This window comes from Microbacterium sp. SCN 69-37 (assembly GCF_001724435.1).
GTDB lineage: Bacteria > Actinomycetota > Actinomycetes > Actinomycetales > Microbacteriaceae > Microbacterium > Microbacterium laevaniformans.
Genome location: NZ_MEEL01000050.1, coordinates 1 through 19,178, shown reverse-complemented (window position 1 = coordinate 19,178; position 19,178 = coordinate 1). Strand labels below are relative to the sequence as shown.

The window sequence follows — 19,178 nt, the reverse complement described above, 5'->3', positions numbered from 1 at the left end:
AATGCGATTCTTAGTCGTTTCACATCCCACCCGGAGGACCTCACCTACTCCCGAGCGACCCGCCGAACGTCACCAACCTCACGAGACACAACATCTAGTGCCATCTCACCGCGTTCCCGACAGTGGGTGTCGGGAACGTGTTCGGGTGACACAGACCGGCCTTGCGTGACACAGGCGGACAATCCAATGACATTGAGTGTCACGACACGCCGATGACGATGACGGGTTGTTCTTCGCCGGGGAAGAACATCGGAACTGGATAGAGGAGCGATTGGGCTCCGATCAGCCCATCGTCCTCGCAACGTCAGACACCGACTTCGCTTGCGAGAGGTGATGCGGGTGCTCCCAGTAGCTGGACCTCAGCAGATGGTCCCCCGACGCCGTACATCGTCCACCGAGCTGCATTGGATTTCACGCCCGGACGACAACGCACATCACAAGCCCGGCGAGCACGAATACGCGGTCATCGGACGCGACCTTGGTGACCGAGACTGGGCGGGGATCGATCCTCTGCCCTTGCGCAAATCGAAGGGCCTCCGCTTCAGATTCACGCCCAGCCTGTATTTCTGGCAACCGACAGGGACCCATGTGTGGTGCGAGTCCCAGGAAGAGCGCTGGGAGGTCCTGTGGTTGGAGTTCAGCGGACGGGTGGAGAGGCTGTGGGCCCAGCCGATGGCGATTACCTTCGGGCACGGATCGCGGCTATCGGGGTACTCGCACTTCCCTGATCTGATGGCGCTCTTCGCAGACGGCTCTTACGGCCTGCTCGACGTGCGACCGGCCGACCGGGTCGATGACGCTGCGCGCGTTCAGTTCGCTGAGACCGCGGCAGTTTGCGAAGCGCTCGGGTGGCGGTACCGATCCGAGGAACTCGATGATTGCCATGCCAGACCTCCACTCGTATACCCATTGGGGTATCTCGATCATGATACTGCATCGCGTCCGCGACGGGTTGCGGATACCCCAAGAGGTATCTAGCGTGGAAAGCTCGTGCGACGACGGGAGCCTGACAGATGAGCCAGACCGACAACTCGACCAGATCGCGAATGACCCCGCTTGTGATCAGCCTGATTGCGATCATCGGCGTGCTGGTGATCGTCATCGTGACCTTTCTCGTGACGTCGGGAGGCGGTTCGCCTGAGGCCGCGGTGCCGGCCGCTGAATCGGAATCGGAGAGCGCGGCGCCACTACCGGATCTTGCGCGGCGAGATGCCGATGACCCGACGGCGCTGGGCGATGTCGATGCGCCTGTGGTGATTGTGGAGTGGGCGGACTACCGGTGCCCCTTCTGCGGTGTCTTCGCCCGCGACACGCAGCCGGCGATCATCGACGAATACGTCGAAGACGGACTCGTCAGGATCGAGTGGCGAGACTTACCCGTTTTCGGCGACGAGTCGATCACCGCCGCCTACGCGGGCCGCGCCGCCGGAGAGCAGGGTCTTTTTTGGGAGTTCCACGATGCTGTGTTCGCTGACGCCCCGGAACGCGGTCATGCCGAGCTTCCACGTGAACGGCTCATCGAGATCGCCCAGAGCATCGGAGTGCCTGATCTGGTGAAGTTCGAGAGCGACATGGATGATCCGGATCTGCAGGCCCGCGTCCAGGCCGACCTGGATGAGGGGTACTCCCTCGGCGTCACCAGCACACCGATCTTCCTCGTCGGGCAGACCCCGGTTGTGGGGGCTCAGCCTCTGGAGGCTTTCCAGCAGGCCATTGAATCGGAGCTCGACCGGGTGGGTCGATGATTGACATCGGCCTGGCTGGTGCGTTTCTGGGCGGCGTGCTGACATTGCTCAGCCCCTGCTCGGTGATGCTGCTGCCCGCGTTCTTCGCCTACGCGTTTGGTTCTCCGCGGCGCCTCCTTGGCCGTACGTCCGTGTTCCTCCTCGGCCTGCTGGCGACGCTCGTCCCGTTGGGGATACTCGCAGGGCTCGTTGGTCGTTTCGTCACCGAGAACCGGAGCCTCCTGGTCGCTGTCGCTGCCACGGTCATCATCCTGCTCGGGCTCCTTCAGCTCTCCGGTCTTCCCATCCCCGGCATCACCCGAACCTCAGGCAACGAGAGCACGTCCCCCGTGGCGGTCTTCCTGCTCGGCGCCGTCTACGGTGTGGCGGGCGTGTGCGCAGGACCGATCCTTGGTTCGGTCCTGACGGTCGCAGCGCTCGGGGGCAACAGCGCCTACGGGGCTGTGCTGATGTCGCTGTATGCCCTCGGGATGGCGGCTCCGCTGTTCGTGCTTGCGTTGTTGTGGAATGCGTGGGGTGGTCGGATTCGCGCGCTCGTTCGTCCCCGCGAGCTGCGCCTGGGGAGGTGGCGGAACAGCTGGACGATGGTCGTCGCCGGCGCGTTGTCTGTGGGCATCGGCATCCTGCTTCTGGTCACGGACGGGACCACATCCCTGGGTGGTGTCCTCACCATCGGCCAGCAGTATGAAGCGGAAACCTGGGCGCTGGGGGCGACGTCGGCGATCCCCGATGTGGTGATGCTGCTTGTGGCAGTCCTGCTCCTGGCCGTCCTCGCCCTCGTGTTCGCTCTTCGAAAGCGCCAGACCGCCTCCGAGGCCCGCGAGGAGACTCGCCGGTGAGACGATCTCTGGCCGCAGGGGTCCTCATCTGCGCGGGGGCGATCGTGATCTCCGGGTGTGCGCCGGAACAACCCCTGGGCGCCATCGCGGGTACCGTCACCACCGCGACGGATACTGTCACGTTCGACCGGTCTCCCACGGCGTTCGGGGACGGTTTCGTCGCCGTGCGGTACCCCGGCGAGGAGTCGGCCGACCTGACTTTCGTCGTGACGGATGGTCGGACGCGATGGGAGGTGCACACCAACCCCGCTTGTGCAGGATTCGCCGTGACGCGCGTCGATGGCGACGACCTGCTTGTCGTGTTGGACTCCGATGCGTCCGTGCAGGACGGGCGGCTCGCCTCCACGACCGTTGCCACAGCATTCCGCACGGACGGCACCGTCGCCTGGGGGCCGGAACCCGTCGCCGGTGGCCTCTCCGATGATGGCCTCATCACCACGGAGATGCTCGGCGGTGCGCTCAGTTCCGAAACTTCACCGACGATCGCCCTCTCACCCTCCACGGGTGCGGCCCTCGATCTTCCTGCCGGGGAGCGAGCTGTCTACGCTGCAGACGGTCTACTCGCCACGCAGGCTCCGGACAGGGTCCTCGTTCGCGACGCGTCGGACCCGTCCGCTCCCGTGCTCTGGCGCTCAGCGGAGGTCGCCCCGGAAGACGCCACCGGCCCGGCGACCGTTACGGTCGGACAAGAGATCAGCGTGGGCTCTTTCCTCGTACTCGAGTGGCCGACAGCCCGCGGGCCAGTGTTCACGGTTCACCGCTTCATCGACGGGACGCTCCTCGCGACGCTTCCCGGCCAGCCGGATGCGCGCACGCTGGTCACACCCGGGGGAAACGTCGCGATCTTCACCGCAGAGACAGCCGGCTCCCGTATGGTGTCCGGGGTCTCGTCAGAACATGGCCGACTGTGGACGGAAGACGTCCCCGACGGCTCTCTGCCCGTATCGGCTGCGGCAGACGAGATCTGGTTCACCGGATCCAGCGGCTATCTCAACCGGGCGATCTCGGACGACTCCTTCGAACCGACCGAAGACCCCGGCCCCCTGTTGACATTGCGCTCTGGGTTTGAGGTGCGGTCCACCGATACCTCGCGTCTGTACGAAATCCTCCCCACCTCTTGACAGTCATACCCCTAGGGGTATCCTGGAGTGGATGTACTTGTGAAAGGGGACAGACATGCTGTTGGAGCGCTTCTACGATGACGACTTGGCTCAGGCAAGTTACCTGATCGGTTGTCAGGCCACCGGCGAGGCGATGGTGGTCGATCCCCGTCGTGATGTGCAGGTGTACCTCGATGCTGTGTCCAAGCACGGTATGCGCATCGTCGCGGTGACCGAGACCCACATTCACGCCGACTACCTGTCCGGGACAAGAGAACTTGCCCGGGCGACGGATTCGGCGATCTACGTCTCCGGCGAGGGCGGCCTCGATTGGCAGTACGGGTTCGACGCGCATCTGCTTCACGATGGTGATGTCGTCACTGTCGGGAACATTCGCGTCCAAGCCCGTCACACGCCAGGCCATACCCCGGAGCACCTGGCGTTCCTCGTGACCGACGGTGCGTTCGCCGACGAGCCCGGCTACATGCTGTCGGGAGACTTCGTCTTCGTCGGCGACCTAGGAAGGCCTGATCTGCTCGACGAGGCGGCAGGCGGACAGGACACCCGGTTCCAGGGGGCGAGCGATCTATTCGACAGTCTCCGCACCGTGCTCCTCGAGTTGCCCGACCACGTTCAGATCCACCCGGCGCATGGCGCCGGAAGCGCATGCGGAAAGGCGCTCGGAGCGATCGCATCGACGACGGTGGGCTACGAACGCCTACATGCCTGGTGGGGTCCCTACCTTGCCGCAGACGACCGCGAGGGTTTTATCGCAGAACTCCTCGATGGGCAGCCCGACGCGCACGCGTACTTCGCCCGTATGAAGCGTGAAAACCGTGACGGGCCCGCCCTCCTCGGGCCACTCAGTGACCTGACCGAGATGAGTGCGGCAGACGCGCTGACACGGGTCAGTGACGAGTCCGCGGTGCTCGTCGACACGCGTGCACCGAACGCCGTGCGCGCCGGATCCCTCCCCGGCGCCCTCGCCATCCCCGCCGTGGGTAAGACCGCGGCCTGGGGAGCGTGGGCCATCGACCCGGAGCGGGAGAAGCGACCGATCATCATCCTGGCGGGCGACGACGAGCAAGCCGAGTACGTCAGAGCACACCTCATCCGGGTGGGCATCGACTCCTACGCCGGCTACATCACCTCTCTTGACGGTCTTCCCACCGTGACATCATCGACGGTAACGCCGGATGCTCTCAGTGACCTCGGTGAGGTGTTCGTGCTCGATGTCCGCGAGGCCAGCGAATACGCCGCCGGGCACGTGCCTGGGGCGACGAGAATCGGTGCGGGCCGTGTGCTCTGGGAGACCGACCGCCTCCCCACAGACCGTACGATCGTCACCTACTGCCAGAGCGGTGCGCGCAACATCGTCGCCAGCCAGGCACTGCGTCGCGCGGGGATCCCTGTGGTCGAACTCGCCGGAAGTTACCTCGGCTGGGTTCGAGCACATCAGCAGGTTGAGACCGCGAACGTATCCTGATTCTTCTGTCACGAGAACCCAGCGCACGACGCAGGTTCGCGCGCCCGAAAGGAACCACTCATGTGCAGTGCAGTCGCCTGCCGCAGATGCGGAAAGACCACCTGGTCTGGATGCGGCCAACACGTCGACGAGGTCATGCGCAATATCCCTCGCTCACAGAGATGCCGTGGACACCAAGCCGAGCCTTCCGCAGGGCTGTTCGCGCGCATCTTCGGGACGGCATGACATGAGCCTGAACGAGATCTCGGTGAACGACCTTTCCGGCCTGCGTGGCGCCGTCGTCATCGACGTACGAGAGCCCGATGAATATGGGGGCGGCCACGTCCCCTCGGCGGTGAATATCCCGCTGGGGGACGTCCGTGAACGTTCCGCGGAACTCCGCGGCGCGGATACGGTCTATGTCATCTGCCAGTCCGGCCGGCGCAGCGCATTCGCCTGCGACGCGCTGGAATCGCTGGGCGTGACCTCGGTGAACGTCACGGGCGGCACCACCGCGTGGATCGCTGCAGGCCTGCCGGTGCAGCAGTGACCACGGCGCGAGAGGTCCTCATCCACGCGTTCGACGAAGATCCGGCGGTCGTGGCGGGAGCGCTGAGGGTAGGACGAAACGCAGTCCAGGCGATGCCGGAGAGCATCGTCCAAGTCGTGGTTCAGGGCATCGCGGTCACCGGAATCGCGGTGGGCGGCGGGTTCGACGAGGACACCGCCGCGACACTCGCTCGAGGTGTCCGCATCGTGGCATGCGGAAACAGCATGCAACGGGCTCACCTCGAGTCCTCTCAGATGGCTCCCGGGGTGCAGATCGTGCCGTCCGCCGTCGCCCACCTCGCTGAACGCCAGTGGGCCGGCGCCGCGTACATTCGCGTCTGACGTGATCTTCGTCGTCATCGCCCTCGGACTGATCGTCGGCGCGATCCTGGGTCTAGTCGGTGCAGGCGGCGGAATCATCGCCGTTCCTGCTCTGGTCGGTATCGTCGGAGTTCCCGTCGCGGACGCGATGGCGACATCGCTTGTGATGGCCGTCGCCTCCGCCTCCACGGCCGTCCTTCCTCGGCTGCGCGGAGGCATCGACTGGCCGGTTGCCATGACTGTGGGCCTGGCAGGTGTTCCGGCCGCCTTGGCAGGCACCGCTCTGAACACGCTGCTCCCGCAGTCGGTTCTTCTCATCGTCTTCGGGCTGCTGATGGTAGCCGCCGGCATCCGGATGCTCCGGCCGTTGACCGCTCGCACCGAGGATCCTGAGCGACAGCGTGGGTGGCTCTTCCGCGCGCTGCTCATCGGGCTGGGCGTGGGCCTGCTCACCGGGCTACTCGGCGTCGGCGGTGGGTTCGTGATCGTGCCGGCACTGACCCTCATGTTGCAGATGCCGATGAAGCGCGCGATCGGCACCTCACTCATCATCATCGTGATCAATTCACTGGCCGCAGCGGCCGCCCACTTCAGCGTCGGAGGCCTGGACATCCCGCTGACCCTTGCCTTCACAATCCCCGCCATGATCGCCTCGCTCCTTGCGGCGCGACTTGCGGGGAGGCTGCCGGGAAGGGTCCTGCAGCTGAGCTTCGCGATCCTCGTCCTGTGTATCGCGGTGGTGACGATCATCACGACCGTCATACCGCTCGTCTGAGCCAGGCTCAGTCACGGAGAATCGAATGCTGCTCGCCTCGGGCTGGTGGCGTGTAGGTGCAGGTGTCGCCCGCGCATAGCTGTGGCTTGCGACGTGCGAAGCGCTGCGCGACGACGCATCCCAGGCAGATCCCGAAGGCCGTCTCCAGATACAGCAGCAGAAGACACATCCCACAGATCACCTGCGCGATGATCGCCGGAAGACCCAGCCACCCCAGGCTGAAGCATCCTGCCAGAGACATTCCGAAGCCCATCCGCCACGCAAGGAGCTTCGACCGCGCCTCCACCCACTCCGGGCGCTGCGGGCGAGTGATCAGCGCGCCCATCACGAGCGTCGGGGTGAAAGCCGTTCCTACGAACAATCGCACCATCATCTCGATGGCGAACACGATTCCGAAGACCCGCATCGGTTGCAGATCCCCGGTGATCACCCCCCACAGCCACGCTGCGAACCCGCCCAGGAAGAGGATCCCCGCCGACGCGCGCACCGCCCGTTCATTGACGACCGGCACATCGAGGCCCTCGACCCACTGACCGACGATGGGCTGTTCCTTCTCTGATGGAGGTAGCTGCATGCGCACAATAATACCCTAGGGGGTATGATAAGCTCGACTCCGATCTGACGAAAGGTAGAAGGAATGTGTGCTCGAGTGACGTGTGAACAATGCGGCAAAGCGACCTGGGAAGGCTGCGGTCAGCATGTGGAAGAAGCCCTCTACGGAGTCCCGGCTGATCAGCGATGCGAGGGTCACCCTTATGCCGCGGCGTAGCCTGCGAGCCATCACGATCGGAGCGGCCCTGGCCCTGGCCGTCGTGATGAGCGGCTGCACAGCCGCAACGCCCCCCTCGATCGCCATCGGAGAGGACACCGTCGTCGTCGATGTGCGCACACCGGCGGAATACGCCGGCGGCCATCTGGAGGGCGCCGTCAACATTGACCTCCAATCGGCGGAATTCGACGCGACCATTGCAGAGCTGGACCCCGACGACGAGTACGTCGTCTACTGCCAGTCCGGCAACCGCTCCGCACAGGCAGTCACCGCCATGGAAGCTGCGGGACTCGAAGTGCAGGATGCGGGCGGGATCTCCGAGGCCGAACAGGCCACCGGTCTCGCCATCGTCCAGTGACAACGGCCGAACTCATCGCCCATTGCCCGGATTGAAAGGACCACAATGACCACTCTTACCGTCACCGGCGACAACCTCCGCGACACCATCAGCGGCACCGACATCGTGATCCTCGATTTCTGGGCCGCATGGTGCGGCCCCTGCCGCGCCTTCGCGCCGGTCTTCGAGAAAGCCTCCGACACGCACCCGGACATCGCATTCGGCAAGATCGACACCGAAGCAGAACAGGAGCTCGCCGCCGGCTTTAAGATCCGGTCCATCCCGACCCTGATGGTGTTCCGGAGCGGCATCGGCGTGTTCTCTCAGCCCGGAGCACTCAACGGTGCGCAACTCGAACAGGTCATCACCGCCACCCGAGCACTGGACATGACGGAAGTGCGAGAGCAGCTCCGCCGCCAGTCCGAGTCTGCGGGGGCGACGTCATGAGCGTCGCTACCGCGTCCACCGACGAGTCGGCGATCCAGGACCCACACGCACAGAAGCGGATCTCGCACCGACTGCGTCGAGCCCGTGGACAGCTTGACGCCGTCATCGCAGCCGTAGACGCGAACGATCCATGTCGCGACGTCGTGATGCAACTCGCTGCCGTCACGAGTGCGCTCAACCGGGCCGGCTTCACCATCGTCTCCACGGCCATGAGGGAGTGCCTCGCAACGCCAGAAGGCAGCCGAACCGATACCGACCCCACACCCGAAGAGATCGAAAAGCTCTTCATGATGCTCGCCTGACTCAGGCACAAGAAGGAGAACCGAGATGTGCTACCAGAAGACGTGTAAGAAATGCGGCAAGGCGAGCTGGGGCGGTTGCGGACAGCACGTCGACCAGGTGATGCGCGGAATCCCGAGGTCGCAGCGCTGTGAGGGACACGCCAACGAGCCTTCAACAGGATTCTTCGCCCGACTCTTCGGGCGCTGACGCACTCATCCTCGCCCGGAGGCGATCAGCTTTCAGGCGAGGGTGAGGAAAAGCTTCTCGAGCTCGTCTTGCGTTACGGATTCGCTCTCCGGGTCGATGATGCAGTTCTGCATCGCGGTGGCGACAATGGCATAACCCGCGCGGTCCAGCGCCTTTGAGACAGCCGCGAGTTGGATCACGACATCACGGCACTCCGCCCCCGAATCCACCGCTTTCACGACAGCGGCGAGTTGACCTTGCGCGCGCCTCAGCCGGTTCACGATCTTGCGCTGCTTCGCCGCTAGCTCGACCGAGCGATCGCCAGTAGCATCCGCCTGCACCGGTTCTGTCATCTCGATTTCCTCCTGATACCTGCGCTCACGATGGTGTCGCTTGACTCCAATTCTCGCACGTCCGGTGATACCCCGCGGGGTAGCCGAAACAGAAGGTCACGCGAGACCCCGCATCATCCCTTGCCAGTACAGGACCGGCAACGCCCGGGTCTTTATCAACCAGTTCGCGTACGTCGGAACACGCGAGTCATGGTCCCAGGGCGGCAGGGTGGGAGTGGGCTTCAGGCTGTAATCGAACTCAGCAAGCATCATCTTGCCGTAGTCCGTGACGACAGGGCACGAACTGTAGCCGTGGTACTCGAGAGAATCGACGGCAAGATCTGCTCCCGCGGCATGCCGAAGAAGATTGTGTACGACAACCGGGGCTTGCTTGCGGATCGCAGCGCCCGTCTTGGAGGTCGGCAGATTGCTGGAATCGCCGAGGCCGAACACGTTCGGGAACCGCTTGTGCTGAAGCGTTGAGCTATCCACTTCCACGTACCCGGAGGCATCCGCCAAAGCGCTCGCCTTGATGAAGTCCGGCGCGGACTGCGGAGGGCAGAAGTGGAGGAAGTCATAGTCCATCGTCATATCACCCTCCCCGGTGTCGAACGTGGCGATCTTCTGGTCGGGATCCACCGAGACGAGGTTGTGGCTGACGACGGGCGTGATCGCCTTACGGCGCATCACCTCCTCGAGAGCAGGTCGGTAATACGGCGACCCGAAGATCACCGGCTTGCCCGTGACAAACCGCTGATCGATTCGATCGCGAACACCGCTTCGCCGCCAGTGGGAGTCCGCAAGATACGCAATCTTCTGCGGTGCGCCCCCGCACTTTATGGGCCCCTTCGGCTCCACGAAGAGGGCGGTACCCCCCTCGAACGAGCGAATATCGCGCCACGTTGCCGTCGCACCGTCACCGGTGTAATTGCTATAGAGGCCATTCCGCCCGACCCTACCTTCGACCCCATCGACCTTTGCATAGTCCAGCTGGTGCCCGGCAGCGACGACCAGGTAGTCGTAGCCGATGCGCTTCCCGGATTCAAGAATGACTGCGTCCGCTTCCGGCTCGAACGAGGCAACACGTTCACGAATCCATACAGCCGGCCGCGGAATCAGAGATGCCTCCGCGCGATCGAAATGCTTCTTGGGGAACACTCCCGCGGCGACCAGTGTCCACCCGGGTTGATAGGAGTGCTGCTCCGCCGGATCGATAATCGTTACGTCAGGGTTAGCAAGCTGTCGGCACAGCCGCGCTGCGACGTCGATGCCAGCAGTCCCTCCGCCGACAATCACGATCTTCGAACGAAGCGGATCTCTCCGACGTCTCTGCTCGGCCCAAGCAGCCGCAGAAACGCCTGCACCCACCCCCACAGCACCCATCAGCGCAGCTTTCCAAGTAGACATAGTTAGCTCCTTTGCTTGCTCCCACTCTGGAATATACCCGCCTGGGTATTGATTCGACACCTGGCAGATCGGATCCGGTCGGCCAAGGTCCCGAGATGCCCGATGACGCCGATCTTCGATCGCTCTGATCGAATGGCGCCCGGGGATCCCACCCGATAGGGAAGCTCCGGGAATTGCCCGCCCCGCCAACCGGCCAACCGGCCAACCGGCCGGAAAGTGTCACGCCAAAGCGGACCACGAGGGGACGGAAAGCCACGCTGTGCGTGACATCCAGTGTCATCTCACCGCATTCCCGACACTCGTCGACGTTCCCGACACCTGTCGGGCGAGCGCCGGCCGCCCTGCCGTTCACAAGTCCGGAGATTCGTGGCCATCATGGCGCGACCTCGGCGCGTCGCGGGGTCTGCTGGCCACCGTTCCGGAGTTGTGAACGCCGTGACCGGGCAGGGAGCGCTCCGGATTGCTCACCCTTGACGCAGCCGCCCTCTTCCGCCTGGTGCGTGAGACCGCCGAGTCGTCCACCTCGCGGGCGCTAAGGGTCAGGCGGCGCAGTCGATGCAGGTCGTGGCCATCGGCCGGGCTTCCAACCGGCCCGGGGCGATCACGTTCCCGCAGACGACGCAGATGCCGTAGGTCCCGGCATCCACGCGGGCGAGCGCGGCGTCGACCTCCGCCCGCTCGTCCTGCACCGAACGACGCAGTGCGTCGATGCGCTGCCACTCGCCGGAGAGGGTCGACCCCTCCGGATCGTGCTCGTCGTCGGCGGTCGCGTCGGCACGGTCGGAGAGCACCGACGCCTCGTCGGCGTCCAGCCGCGCCCACAACGCGTCGAGCTCCACCGCGCGGGCGCGAAGCCGGTCGACCGGGTCGGTCATCCTTGGTAGCCGATGAGCCAGGCCACCCCGAACCGGTCGCGCACCTGACCGTCATGGTCGCCCCAGGGTCGCAGCGCGAGTGGGTCGAGCACGTCGCCGCCCTCGGCGAGCGCCGCGAACCACTCCTCGAGCGTCGCCGGCTCGGCGGTGCCCAAGAGGGAGAACAGGATGCCGCGGAGCTCCAGAGTCGGCTCGCCGGGAGCGGCATCCGACGCGAACAGTTCGACGGGACCCTGCAGCATCCCGTGCGCGATGTGATCCGCGGGCCCGTCGTCGCGCCCGAGCTCGCCGAACGTCGCGAGGACGAGCTCGCCGCCGAACACCCCGCGGTAGAACTCGAGGGCGTCGCGTGCGGTGCCGTCGAAGGAGAGGTACGGAGTGAGTCCGGTCATGAGGGCGAGGATACGTCGCGGCGACGACATCCACGACCCCTCCTGTCAACCCCCGTGCGTCGCCGCCGACGGCAGCGAACAGTGGAGCTCATGACGAAGGAGGACGACATGACCACCCCGCAGACATCCCCCGACACGACGCCTGGCGTCGGGACCGAAGACGCCCCCGCCGCGACCGAGCCCGATACCGAGGAGCTGACCGAGCCGAGCACGGAGAAGGATCCCGGCGAAGAGCCGTTGGCGCCGCACCCGGACGAGCCGCTCGCCCCGAACCCCGACGAGCCGCTCGCCCCGAACCCGATCGAACCCACGCTGCCGCAGGCCGCCGAGCCCAGCCATCACGCCGTGGGCATCGGTGTGATCGACGACGAGGCCTGACCGGGCCCGTCCCGGCCTCCTCCATCTCACCGCGGGTGGAGGAGCTCGGGGCCGCCCGGCCGACGGCGGCCCGGCTAGACTGAGGCCGTCCCCGGCACCCGAGTCTTGGAGTCCCGCCGCGTGAGCACCCCCGCATCCGACAGCAAGGTCGCAGACACTGTCGAGAACGCCGTCCAGACGCCGGAGAAGGAGCAGCCGTACGCGGCACTCGGACTCAAGAGCGACGAGTACGACCAGATCAAGCAGATCCTCGGCCGCCGTCCCACCAGCGGCGAGCTGGCGATGTACTCGGTGATGTGGAGCGAGCACTGCTCCTACAAGTCGTCGAAGATCTATCTGCGCCGCTTCGGCCAGAAGGTCTCGGAGGAGATGAAGGCCCGCCTCATGGTCGGCATGGGCCAGAATGCGGGCGTCGTGGACGTCGGCGAGGGCTGGGCTGTCACGTTCAAGGTCGAGAGCCACAACCACCCCAGCTACATCGAGCCCTTCCAGGGCGCGGCGACCGGCGTGGGCGGCATCGTCCGCGACATCATCTCGATGGGTGCGCGCCCGGTGGCCGTCATGGACCAGCTGCGCTTCGGCGCCATCGACAATCCCGACACCGCCCGCGTCGTGCACGGCGTGGTCAGCGGCATCAGCTTCTACGCGAACTGCCTGGGCCTGCCGAACATCGGCGGCGAGACGGTGTTCGACTCCGTCTACCAGGGCAACCCGCTGGTCAACGCCCTCGCGGTGGGCGTCATGCGCCACGAAGACATCAAGCTCGCCAACGCCACCGGCGCCGGCAACAAGGTGGTGCTCTTCGGCGCCCGCACCGGCGGCGACGGCATCGGCGGCGCGTCGATCCTCGCCTCCGACACCTTCGCCGACGGCGGCCCCACCAAGCGTCCCGCGGTGCAGGTGGGCGACCCGTTCGCCGAGAAGGTGCTCATCGAGTGCTGCCTGGAGCTGTACCGCGACGAACTCGTCGAGGCGATCCAGGACCTGGGAGCTGCGGGCATCTCCTGCGCCACGAGCGAGCTGGCGGCCAACGGCGGTTCGGGCATGCGTGTCGACCTCGAGAACGTGCTGCTGCGCGACCCCACGCTCACGCCGGAGGAGATCCTCATGAGCGAGAGCCAGGAGCGCATGATGGCGATCGTCGCGCCCGAGAAGCTCGACGCGTTCCTCGCCGTCACCGGCAAGTGGGATGTCGAGACGAGCGTCCTCGGCGAGGTGACCGGCGACGGCCGGCTGCAGATCTTCTGGCACGGCGAGCAGATCGTCGACGTCGACCCCTCGACCGTGGCCGTCGACGGCCCCGTCTACGATCGCCCCGTCGCCTACCCGACATGGATCGACGCCCTGCGCGACGACTCGGCATCCGCCCTGCCCCGTACCGATGACGCCGAGACGCTGAAGGCGCAGTTCCTCGACCTGCTCGGCAGCCCGAACCTCGCCGACACCAGCTGGGTGACCAACCAGTACGACTACTACGTCATGGGAAACACCGCCCTCAGCTTCCCCGACGACGCCGGCATGATCCGCGTCGACGAGGAGAGCGGCCTCGGCTTCGCCATCGCCACCGACTGCAACGGGCGCTTCTGCCAGCTCGACCCCTACGCGGGCGCGCAGCTGGCCCTCGCCGAGGCGTACCGCAACGTCGCCGTCACCGGTGCGGTGCCCACCGCCGTCACCGACTGCCTCAACTTCGGCAGCCCGGAGAACCCCGAGGTGATGTGGCAGTTCGGTCAGGCGGTCGACGGTCTCGCCGACGCGTGCCTCGAGCTCGGCGTGCCGGTCACCGGCGGCAACGTCAGCTTCTACAACCAGACCGGCGACACCCCGATCTTCCCGACACCCGTCGTCGGCGTTCTGGGCATCATCGACGACGTCGCCCGTCGCATTCCGAGCGGCTGGCAGGATGCCGGCGAGAACATCTACCTGCTGGGCGTCACGGCCACCGAGCTGAGCGGCTCGGCGTGGGCAGAGACCGTGCACGGCCACCTCGGCGGACGCCCGCCGGCGGTCGACCTCGCCCAGGAGAAGCGTCTCGCGGAGCTCATCCACGCGGCATCCCAGCAGGAGCTGGTCTCCAGCGCCCACGACCTCTCGTCGGGCGGGCTCGCCCAGGCCCTGGCCGAGGCGGTGACGCGCTTCGGCGTCGGCGCCCGCGTCTGGCTGCGCGAGATCATGGAGCGCGACGGTGTGGATGCCGCGACCGCCCTGTTCAGCGAGTCCACCGGCCGCGTCATCGTCTCGGTGCCGCGCGAGGAGGACGTGAAGTTCCGCGGGCTGTGCGAGGGTCGGGGCTACCCGGTGCTGCGCATCGGCGTCACCGACGCCGCGACGGACGCGGCCGAGAACGCCCTGGAGGTGCAGGACGTGTTCACCCTGACCGTCTCCGAACTGCGCGCGCGGTCGCAGGCGACACTGCCGGCCGCGTTCGGGCCGACGGTGGTCGAGCCCGTAGGCTGAGCCGCATGAGCGAGCAGGACGAGTACGAGGGCATGAACGAGGCGCGCACGCGCCGCACCCGCATCATCGCCTGGGTCACGATCGTCGCCCTCATCCTCGTGGGCGGCGGCGCGACGGTGCTCGCGTTGCTCTTCGGCTGAGCCCCGCCACCAACTCCGCAGGAACGCACGTACTCCGCAGCGCAACGCCTGCGCACGTGCGGAGTTCGTCACCATCTGCGGAGTTCGTCACGGCTCACCCGGGCGGATGCCGCGGCATCCCTCTCTGCGAGCGCTCCCAGGCGGCCTGGCTAGGCTGAGGGCGTGGATCCGCTCTGGGCGACGATCGCCGAGTTCTGGTGGATCGGACCGGCGACGATCGGTACCGGCACCCTCGGCTGGCTCGGCCTGCGCCGCGAACGGCGCGAGCGCCGCCGGCGCATCGAGCTGGACGCGGCCCGACTCGAGCTGCGCACCGCGAAGCGCGATGCGGCGACAGCCCGTGCCGCGGTGCGGGTGGCGCGCGCAGAGCTCGATCGGCTGCAGGCTGAGCGCACCACCGGTCGGGCGAGCGCGGCAGAGGTCGCCGCGGCCCGTCGGGAGCTGGATCGCGCCACCGACGATGTCCGCGTGGCGGCCGCGACGGCCCGCTCGCGGCGTGCACACGTGTCGGCCGCTCGTGCGGCACTGCCGCCGGCGGGAGACGACGCGCACCTGCCACTCGCGCGCGTGATGGGCGCACACGACGAGATCATCGCGCGGTGGATGACGTACGAGACCGATCCGGCACGGCTCATCGCCTTCCCGGCGATGACCGATGCGCGCCAGCCCGCCACCGCCGCATTCCTCGCCGCCGATCAGGTGGCGCGCCAGCACCGCCCCGCCTCGGCGCACGCCCGTGTCGCACCCGCTCGCTTCACCGCGTACCGCGACGCGGTGGCGGCAGCCGGGCGCGCCTTCGCCGTGGCCGAGGCCGAGGCCTGGCGGCAGGCGCGCGCGGCGGGTGACGCACCCGCACGCCCCCAACCCGGAGATCCGGATGCCGCGAGCACCGGTGCCCCGGTGCGCGAGCAGTGGACGATCATCGCGCAGAGCCTGACGCAGACCGCGCTCGCGCGCGGCACCGAAGCGCTGGCCCGGGTGGTGGCGGCGCGCGCGTCGCCGGCGACGCGCACCACGGCATCCTCGGGCACGGCGACCGGAGCCGGCACCGCGAGCGGTCCGGATGCCGACGGTGATGACGGCCGTCACGTGTGGCCCGTCCCCGGGCGCCCGCGCGCGTAAGGTAAGCCCGTGGATCACTTCTGGACCTTCGCCGGCAGCTACTGGTGGCTGGTGTTTCCCCTTCTCGGCGTCGCCGGCGGCGTCGTGCGTCGCTGGGACGTGCTGGCGCAGCGCCGTCACGCGCGCCGGCTCGAGGTCATGCGGGCGAAGGCCGAACTGAAGTCCGTCACCGCGTCCACACGGGTCACCAGCGCCGGCGAACCACAACCGATCACGAAGCCGTCACCGCTGCCCGACCAGCTCGAGAAACTCTTCGCGGTGCACGACGACGTCACCGCGCGCTGGCTGGAGTACGAGCTCGACGTCGCTCGCATGATCGCCTTTCCCACCATGAGCGACGGGCGGCAGCCCCTGACCGCCGCGTTCCTGCGCGCCAAGAAGGTCGCCGACCGGCTGCGCCCGGCGTCGGCGGATGCGCGGGTCAGCGCGGAACAGGTCGCCGAGTACCGCGGCGCCGTCACCGATTACGAGGTCGCGTTCGATCTCGCCGAGCGTGACGCCCGGCGCGTGCGTGACTCCCAGTTCAGCGATGCCGAGCGCAAGCGTCTGGCCACGGCGCAGCAGCTGCTGGCCGTCGCGCTCGACCAGTCCGCGACCCCGGCGGAGCGTCAGGTCGCCTATCGCCGGGTGCGCGAGGAGGTCGACGGCCTGCTGGCGCTCTCCGACGAGGCCGTCGAGCGTCTCGAGACCAAGGTCGCCCTGCAGCTCGAGCGTCCACAGCCGACCCCCGACGACAAACGGGGCCCGGCAGACGCCGGACCCCGTTGCTGACCGCGATCGTCAGGACGTGAGGCTGTCGACCCACTCCTGGTTCTCGGTGATCCACTTCTTGATCACCGGCGCGTAGTCGTCACCGCTGTACTCGTTGAACATCGCGTTCTCGAGCGAGGCGAGCGTGTCGGTGGGCATCGTGAAGTTCGAGATCCAGCCGTGCACCTCGGGGTGGTCCTTCGCGAACGACGTCGCGGCCACCGAGTGGATACTCTCGGCATCCCCCAGCAGGCCCTTCGGGTCGGCGAGGTCCTTCACCGGGAACGCGTTGTACGCCCAGTGCGGCCGCCACAGCGTCACCGCGATGTTCTGCCCGGCATCCGTCGCCTTCTTGAGCTCGGCGAGCATGGCCGGCGTGGACGACTCCACGAGTTCCATCCCTTCGAGCCCGTAGCCGGGAACGACATCGTCGCCGGTGATGCGCATGAGCCCCGAGCCCGGTTCGATGCCGACGATGCGACCGCCGAACTGGTCGGATGCCGCGGCCAGCTGATCGAGCGAGTCGATCGGCGCGTCGGCGTTGACGGCGACGGTGAGTCGCGCGTCGTCGTTCCAGGCCCCGAGGTCATCGACCTTGTCGCCGTAGCGCTCCATGTAGTCGGCGTGCGTGGTGGGCAGCCAGGTGTCCAGCACGAGGTCGAAGTCGCCGCGAGCGAGGCCCTGGTAGACGGGCGCGACGTCGGCGAACGTGAGCTTCACGTCATAGCCCTTGTCCTCGAGGATCGACTGCCACAGGTACGACGCGGCGATGCCCTCGTCCCACCCGTTGAACACGGCGATCTCGATCGACTTCGCGTCGGAACCGCCCGCGCCTCCCGTGCCGCCGGCGCAGCCGCTCAGGGTGAGCGCTGCGGCGGCGCTCAGGGCGATACCGCCCAGGATGCTCTTGGTCTTGTTCATGCTGACGTCCTCTCCATCCGCGTGCTGTCCGCGGATCGGTCGGTGTCAGCCGCGGACTCTCCGCGGCTGGGGCGGGCCGTCGACCCGCCGTTGCGGGTGCGGCCCGCCGCACCCGCCCGGCGCGGGGCACGAGGCCGGCCCAGCACCGAAGTCAGACGGTCGAGGATCATCGCGATCATGACGACCGACAGGCCGGCTTCGAAGCCCAGGCCCACGTTGATGCGCCCGATGGCGCGAACGATCTCGCCGCCGAGGCCGCCGGCGCCGACCATGCCCGCGATGACGACCATCGAGAGACTGAGCATGATCACCTGGTTGACGCCAGCCATGATCGACGGCAGCGCCAGCGGGATCTGAATCTGCCGCAGCACACGCGCCGGCGAAGCCCCGAACGCGTACCCCGCCTCCACGACCTCGCTGTCGACGCCCCGGATGCCGAGTTCGGTCAGCCGCACGCCGGGGGCGATCGCGAAGAGGATCGTCGCGATCATGCCCGGCACCGCCCCGACGCCGAAGAAGATGATCGCGGGGATGAGGTAGACGAAGGCGGGCATCGTCTGCAGGAAGTCGAGCACGGGCCGCGCGATGCGCGAGACGGCGTCGCTGCGGGCGGCCCAGATGCCGACGGGGATCGCGATCACGATCGCGACGAGCGCCGCGACGATGACCAGGGCGAGGGTGTCCATCGCGTTGTCCCACTGATCGACGCCCACGATCACGAGCAGGCCGAGGGCGGTGCCCAGCGCCAGGCGCCAGCCGCTCACGGCGAACGCCGCCGCGGCGAGCACGACGATCACCCAGAACGGGGGCGCCATGAGCACGGCATCCACCCCGTCGTAGACCGCTCCGAGCACGAATGCCGCGGCGTCGAAGAATCCGCGCAGCGCGTCACTCAGGGCGTCGACGATGGCCTCGGCCCACTGCCCGATGGGAATACGGAACCCCTCCATCAGCGCCCCCCTTCCGCTGCGGCGTCGACGAGCGGCGTGAACTCCGCGACCATCTCCAGCGGCGTCTGCACGACGGGCATCTCCCGCGTGGTGGGCGGGACGTTGCCGAGCGCCGCGAGCAGCGTGATGCGCGGGATCACCCCGCGCAGCCGGCCGTGCTCGTCGACGACGGCGAGCGGCACGGTGGCCTCGACCGCGGCTTCGACGATGTCGGTCAGCAGGTCGTCTGGCCCCACGGTCGGCACGTGCCGATCGACGATGCGGCGAAGGTCGGTCTCACCCGCCTTCACGGCGCGGATGACCGCGCGGTCGGTCACGACGCCGACCAGGCGCCGGTTCTCGATGGCGAACACGGCGCCGGCCTGGTTCTCGCGCATCGCGCGCAGAGCCCCGCGCACGCCCGCGGTGATCGGGGTGGACAGGGTGGGCGGCTCCATGACGGCGGATGCCGTGAGCACCCGGGCCCGGTCGACGTCCTGCACGAACTGGGCGACGTAGTCGTTCGCCGGGTCGGTGAGGATCTCCTCGGGCGTGCCGTTTTGCGGCTCATCGCAATTGAGGGTGTAGCAGTGGCCTGAAGCCGCCGGCTTCGAGCAGTGATCTGGCGATGTAGTTGGTGAGGTTGCGGAAGCCGAGGGC

23 protein-coding genes are annotated in these 19,178 nt (G+C 67.2%); 15 read left to right on the top strand and 8 right to left on the bottom strand.

The window, feature by feature from the left end; genetic code table 11:
* Positions 1 to 1,013: 1,013 nt before the first annotated feature.
* The 7 genes from ABS64_RS13460 (at position 1,014) to ABS64_RS13430 (ending at position 6,794) form a co-directional block, all read left to right on the top strand.
* On the top strand, positions 1,014 to 1,745 hold the full coding sequence (locus ABS64_RS13460) for a thioredoxin domain-containing protein (protein ID WP_292684166.1): 732 nt from the start codon (positions 1,014 to 1,016) through the stop codon (positions 1,743 to 1,745).
* A complete protein-coding gene (locus ABS64_RS13455) occupies positions 1,742 to 2,584 on the top strand; it encodes a cytochrome c biogenesis CcdA family protein (RefSeq protein WP_292684165.1) in 843 nt (280 codons plus the stop codon). The genes ABS64_RS13460 and ABS64_RS13455 overlap by 4 nt, the downstream gene beginning before the upstream one ends.
* The gene (locus tag ABS64_RS13450) at positions 2,581 to 3,705 is read left to right on the top strand and encodes a hypothetical protein (RefSeq protein ID WP_292684163.1); all 1,125 of its coding nucleotides are present in this window, start codon (positions 2,581 to 2,583) and stop codon (positions 3,703 to 3,705) included. Before ABS64_RS13455 ends, ABS64_RS13450 begins: the two co-directional genes overlap by 4 nt.
* A gap of 55 nt (positions 3,706 to 3,760) precedes the next feature.
* Positions 3,761 to 5,170 (top strand): MBL fold metallo-hydrolase, encoded by a 1,410-nt coding sequence (locus ABS64_RS13445; protein ID WP_292684161.1) that lies wholly within the window; start codon positions 3,761 to 3,763, stop codon positions 5,168 to 5,170.
* Positions 5,171 to 5,396: 226 nt separating this feature from the next.
* Positions 5,397 to 5,699, top strand: coding sequence for a rhodanese-like domain-containing protein (locus ABS64_RS13440; protein WP_292684158.1), 303 nt, complete (start codon positions 5,397 to 5,399; stop codon positions 5,697 to 5,699).
* Positions 5,696 to 6,040: a DsrE family protein gene (locus tag ABS64_RS13435; protein WP_292684156.1), complete on the top strand. Its 345-nt coding sequence runs from the start codon at positions 5,696 to 5,698 to the stop codon at positions 6,038 to 6,040. Before ABS64_RS13440 ends, ABS64_RS13435 begins: the two co-directional genes overlap by 4 nt.
* 1 nt (position 6,041) lies before the next feature.
* Entirely contained in the window at positions 6,042 to 6,794 is a 753-nt protein-coding gene (locus tag ABS64_RS13430; RefSeq protein ID WP_363331295.1) for a sulfite exporter TauE/SafE family protein, read from the top strand.
* Positions 6,795 to 6,801: 7 nt separating this feature from the next.
* On the opposite strand, the gene ABS64_RS13425 is transcribed toward ABS64_RS13430, so the two are convergent.
* Positions 6,802 to 7,368, bottom strand: a complete 567-nt coding sequence (locus ABS64_RS13425) for a DUF4395 domain-containing protein (RefSeq protein WP_292684154.1) — start codon at positions 7,366 to 7,368, stop codon at positions 6,802 to 6,804.
* Positions 7,369 to 7,549: 181 nt separating this feature from the next.
* On the opposite strand from ABS64_RS13425, the gene ABS64_RS13420 reads away from it, so the two are divergent.
* From ABS64_RS13420 to ABS64_RS13410, 3 genes are read left to right on the top strand one after another with little or no spacing between them, the layout of a single operon-like run.
* The gene (locus ABS64_RS13420) at positions 7,550 to 7,921 is read left to right on the top strand and encodes a rhodanese-like domain-containing protein (RefSeq protein WP_292684152.1); all 372 of its coding nucleotides are present in this window, start codon (positions 7,550 to 7,552) and stop codon (positions 7,919 to 7,921) included.
* Between the two features lie 45 nt (positions 7,922 to 7,966).
* Positions 7,967 to 8,347: a thioredoxin gene (gene trxA / locus ABS64_RS13415; protein WP_292684150.1), complete on the top strand. Its 381-nt coding sequence runs from the start codon at positions 7,967 to 7,969 to the stop codon at positions 8,345 to 8,347.
* Positions 8,344 to 8,649 carry a metal-sensitive transcriptional regulator gene (locus ABS64_RS13410; RefSeq protein ID WP_292684148.1) on the top strand — a complete coding sequence of 102 codons (306 nt, stop codon included), beginning with the start codon at positions 8,344 to 8,346 and terminating at the stop codon, positions 8,647 to 8,649. The genes trxA and ABS64_RS13410 overlap by 4 nt, the downstream gene beginning before the upstream one ends.
* Before the next feature lie 219 nt (positions 8,650 to 8,868).
* Here ABS64_RS13410 and ABS64_RS13405 read toward each other — a convergent pair whose 3' ends face one another.
* From ABS64_RS13405 to ABS64_RS13390, 4 genes are all read right to left on the bottom strand, one after another.
* A complete protein-coding gene (locus ABS64_RS13405) occupies positions 8,869 to 9,168 on the bottom strand; it encodes a metal-sensitive transcriptional regulator (RefSeq protein ID WP_292684146.1) in 300 nt (99 codons plus the stop codon).
* A gap of 96 nt (positions 9,169 to 9,264) precedes the next feature.
* Complete coding sequence (locus tag ABS64_RS13400; RefSeq protein WP_292684144.1) at positions 9,265 to 10,554, bottom strand: FAD/NAD(P)-binding oxidoreductase; 1,290 nt, start codon at positions 10,552 to 10,554, stop codon at positions 9,265 to 9,267.
* A 539-nt stretch (positions 10,555 to 11,093) separates the two neighbouring features.
* Positions 11,094 to 11,429 (bottom strand): TraR/DksA C4-type zinc finger protein, encoded by a 336-nt coding sequence (locus tag ABS64_RS13395; RefSeq protein WP_292684142.1) that lies wholly within the window; start codon positions 11,427 to 11,429, stop codon positions 11,094 to 11,096.
* Positions 11,426 to 11,821: a VOC family protein gene (locus ABS64_RS13390; RefSeq protein WP_292684140.1), complete on the bottom strand. Its 396-nt coding sequence runs from the start codon at positions 11,819 to 11,821 to the stop codon at positions 11,426 to 11,428. The genes ABS64_RS13395 and ABS64_RS13390 overlap by 4 nt, the downstream gene beginning before the upstream one ends.
* A gap of 108 nt (positions 11,822 to 11,929) precedes the next feature.
* Between ABS64_RS13390 and ABS64_RS13385 the strand changes: the two genes are divergently transcribed.
* From ABS64_RS13385 to ABS64_RS13365, 5 genes are all read left to right on the top strand, one after another.
* On the top strand, positions 11,930 to 12,199 hold the full coding sequence (locus ABS64_RS13385; protein WP_036319319.1) for a hypothetical protein: 270 nt from the start codon (positions 11,930 to 11,932) through the stop codon (positions 12,197 to 12,199).
* 120 nt (positions 12,200 to 12,319) lie between these two features.
* Positions 12,320 to 14,656, top strand: coding sequence for a phosphoribosylformylglycinamidine synthase subunit PurL (gene purL / locus ABS64_RS13380; RefSeq protein ID WP_292684136.1), 2,337 nt, complete (start codon positions 12,320 to 12,322; stop codon positions 14,654 to 14,656).
* Between the two features lie 5 nt (positions 14,657 to 14,661).
* Positions 14,662 to 14,796 (top strand): hypothetical protein, encoded by a 135-nt coding sequence (locus ABS64_RS13375; RefSeq protein WP_259457186.1) that lies wholly within the window; start codon positions 14,662 to 14,664, stop codon positions 14,794 to 14,796.
* Positions 14,797 to 14,958: 162 nt separating this feature from the next.
* Positions 14,959 to 15,918, top strand: a complete 960-nt coding sequence (locus ABS64_RS13370) for a hypothetical protein (protein ID WP_292684133.1) — start codon at positions 14,959 to 14,961, stop codon at positions 15,916 to 15,918.
* A gap of 9 nt (positions 15,919 to 15,927) precedes the next feature.
* Positions 15,928 to 16,689: a hypothetical protein gene (locus tag ABS64_RS13365; RefSeq protein WP_292684131.1), complete on the top strand. Its 762-nt coding sequence runs from the start codon at positions 15,928 to 15,930 to the stop codon at positions 16,687 to 16,689.
* Positions 16,690 to 16,698: 9 nt separating this feature from the next.
* On the opposite strand, the gene ABS64_RS13360 is transcribed toward ABS64_RS13365, so the two are convergent.
* Genes ABS64_RS13360 through ABS64_RS13350 form a run of 3 tightly spaced genes read right to left on the bottom strand, consistent with a single transcriptional unit; the run spans position 16,699 to position 18,976 of the window.
* Positions 16,699 to 17,589 (bottom strand): glycine betaine ABC transporter substrate-binding protein, encoded by an 891-nt coding sequence (locus ABS64_RS13360; RefSeq protein WP_061681207.1) that lies wholly within the window; start codon positions 17,587 to 17,589, stop codon positions 16,699 to 16,701.
* Entirely contained in the window at positions 17,586 to 18,539 is a 954-nt protein-coding gene (locus ABS64_RS13355; RefSeq protein ID WP_292684128.1) for an ABC transporter permease subunit, read from the bottom strand. The genes ABS64_RS13360 and ABS64_RS13355 overlap by 4 nt, the downstream gene beginning before the upstream one ends.
* Positions 18,539 to 18,976: a CBS domain-containing protein gene (locus tag ABS64_RS13350; protein WP_292684168.1), complete on the bottom strand. Its 438-nt coding sequence runs from the start codon at positions 18,974 to 18,976 to the stop codon at positions 18,539 to 18,541. Before ABS64_RS13350 ends, ABS64_RS13355 begins: the two co-directional genes overlap by 1 nt.
* Between the last annotated feature and the right edge of the window lie 202 nt (positions 18,977 to 19,178).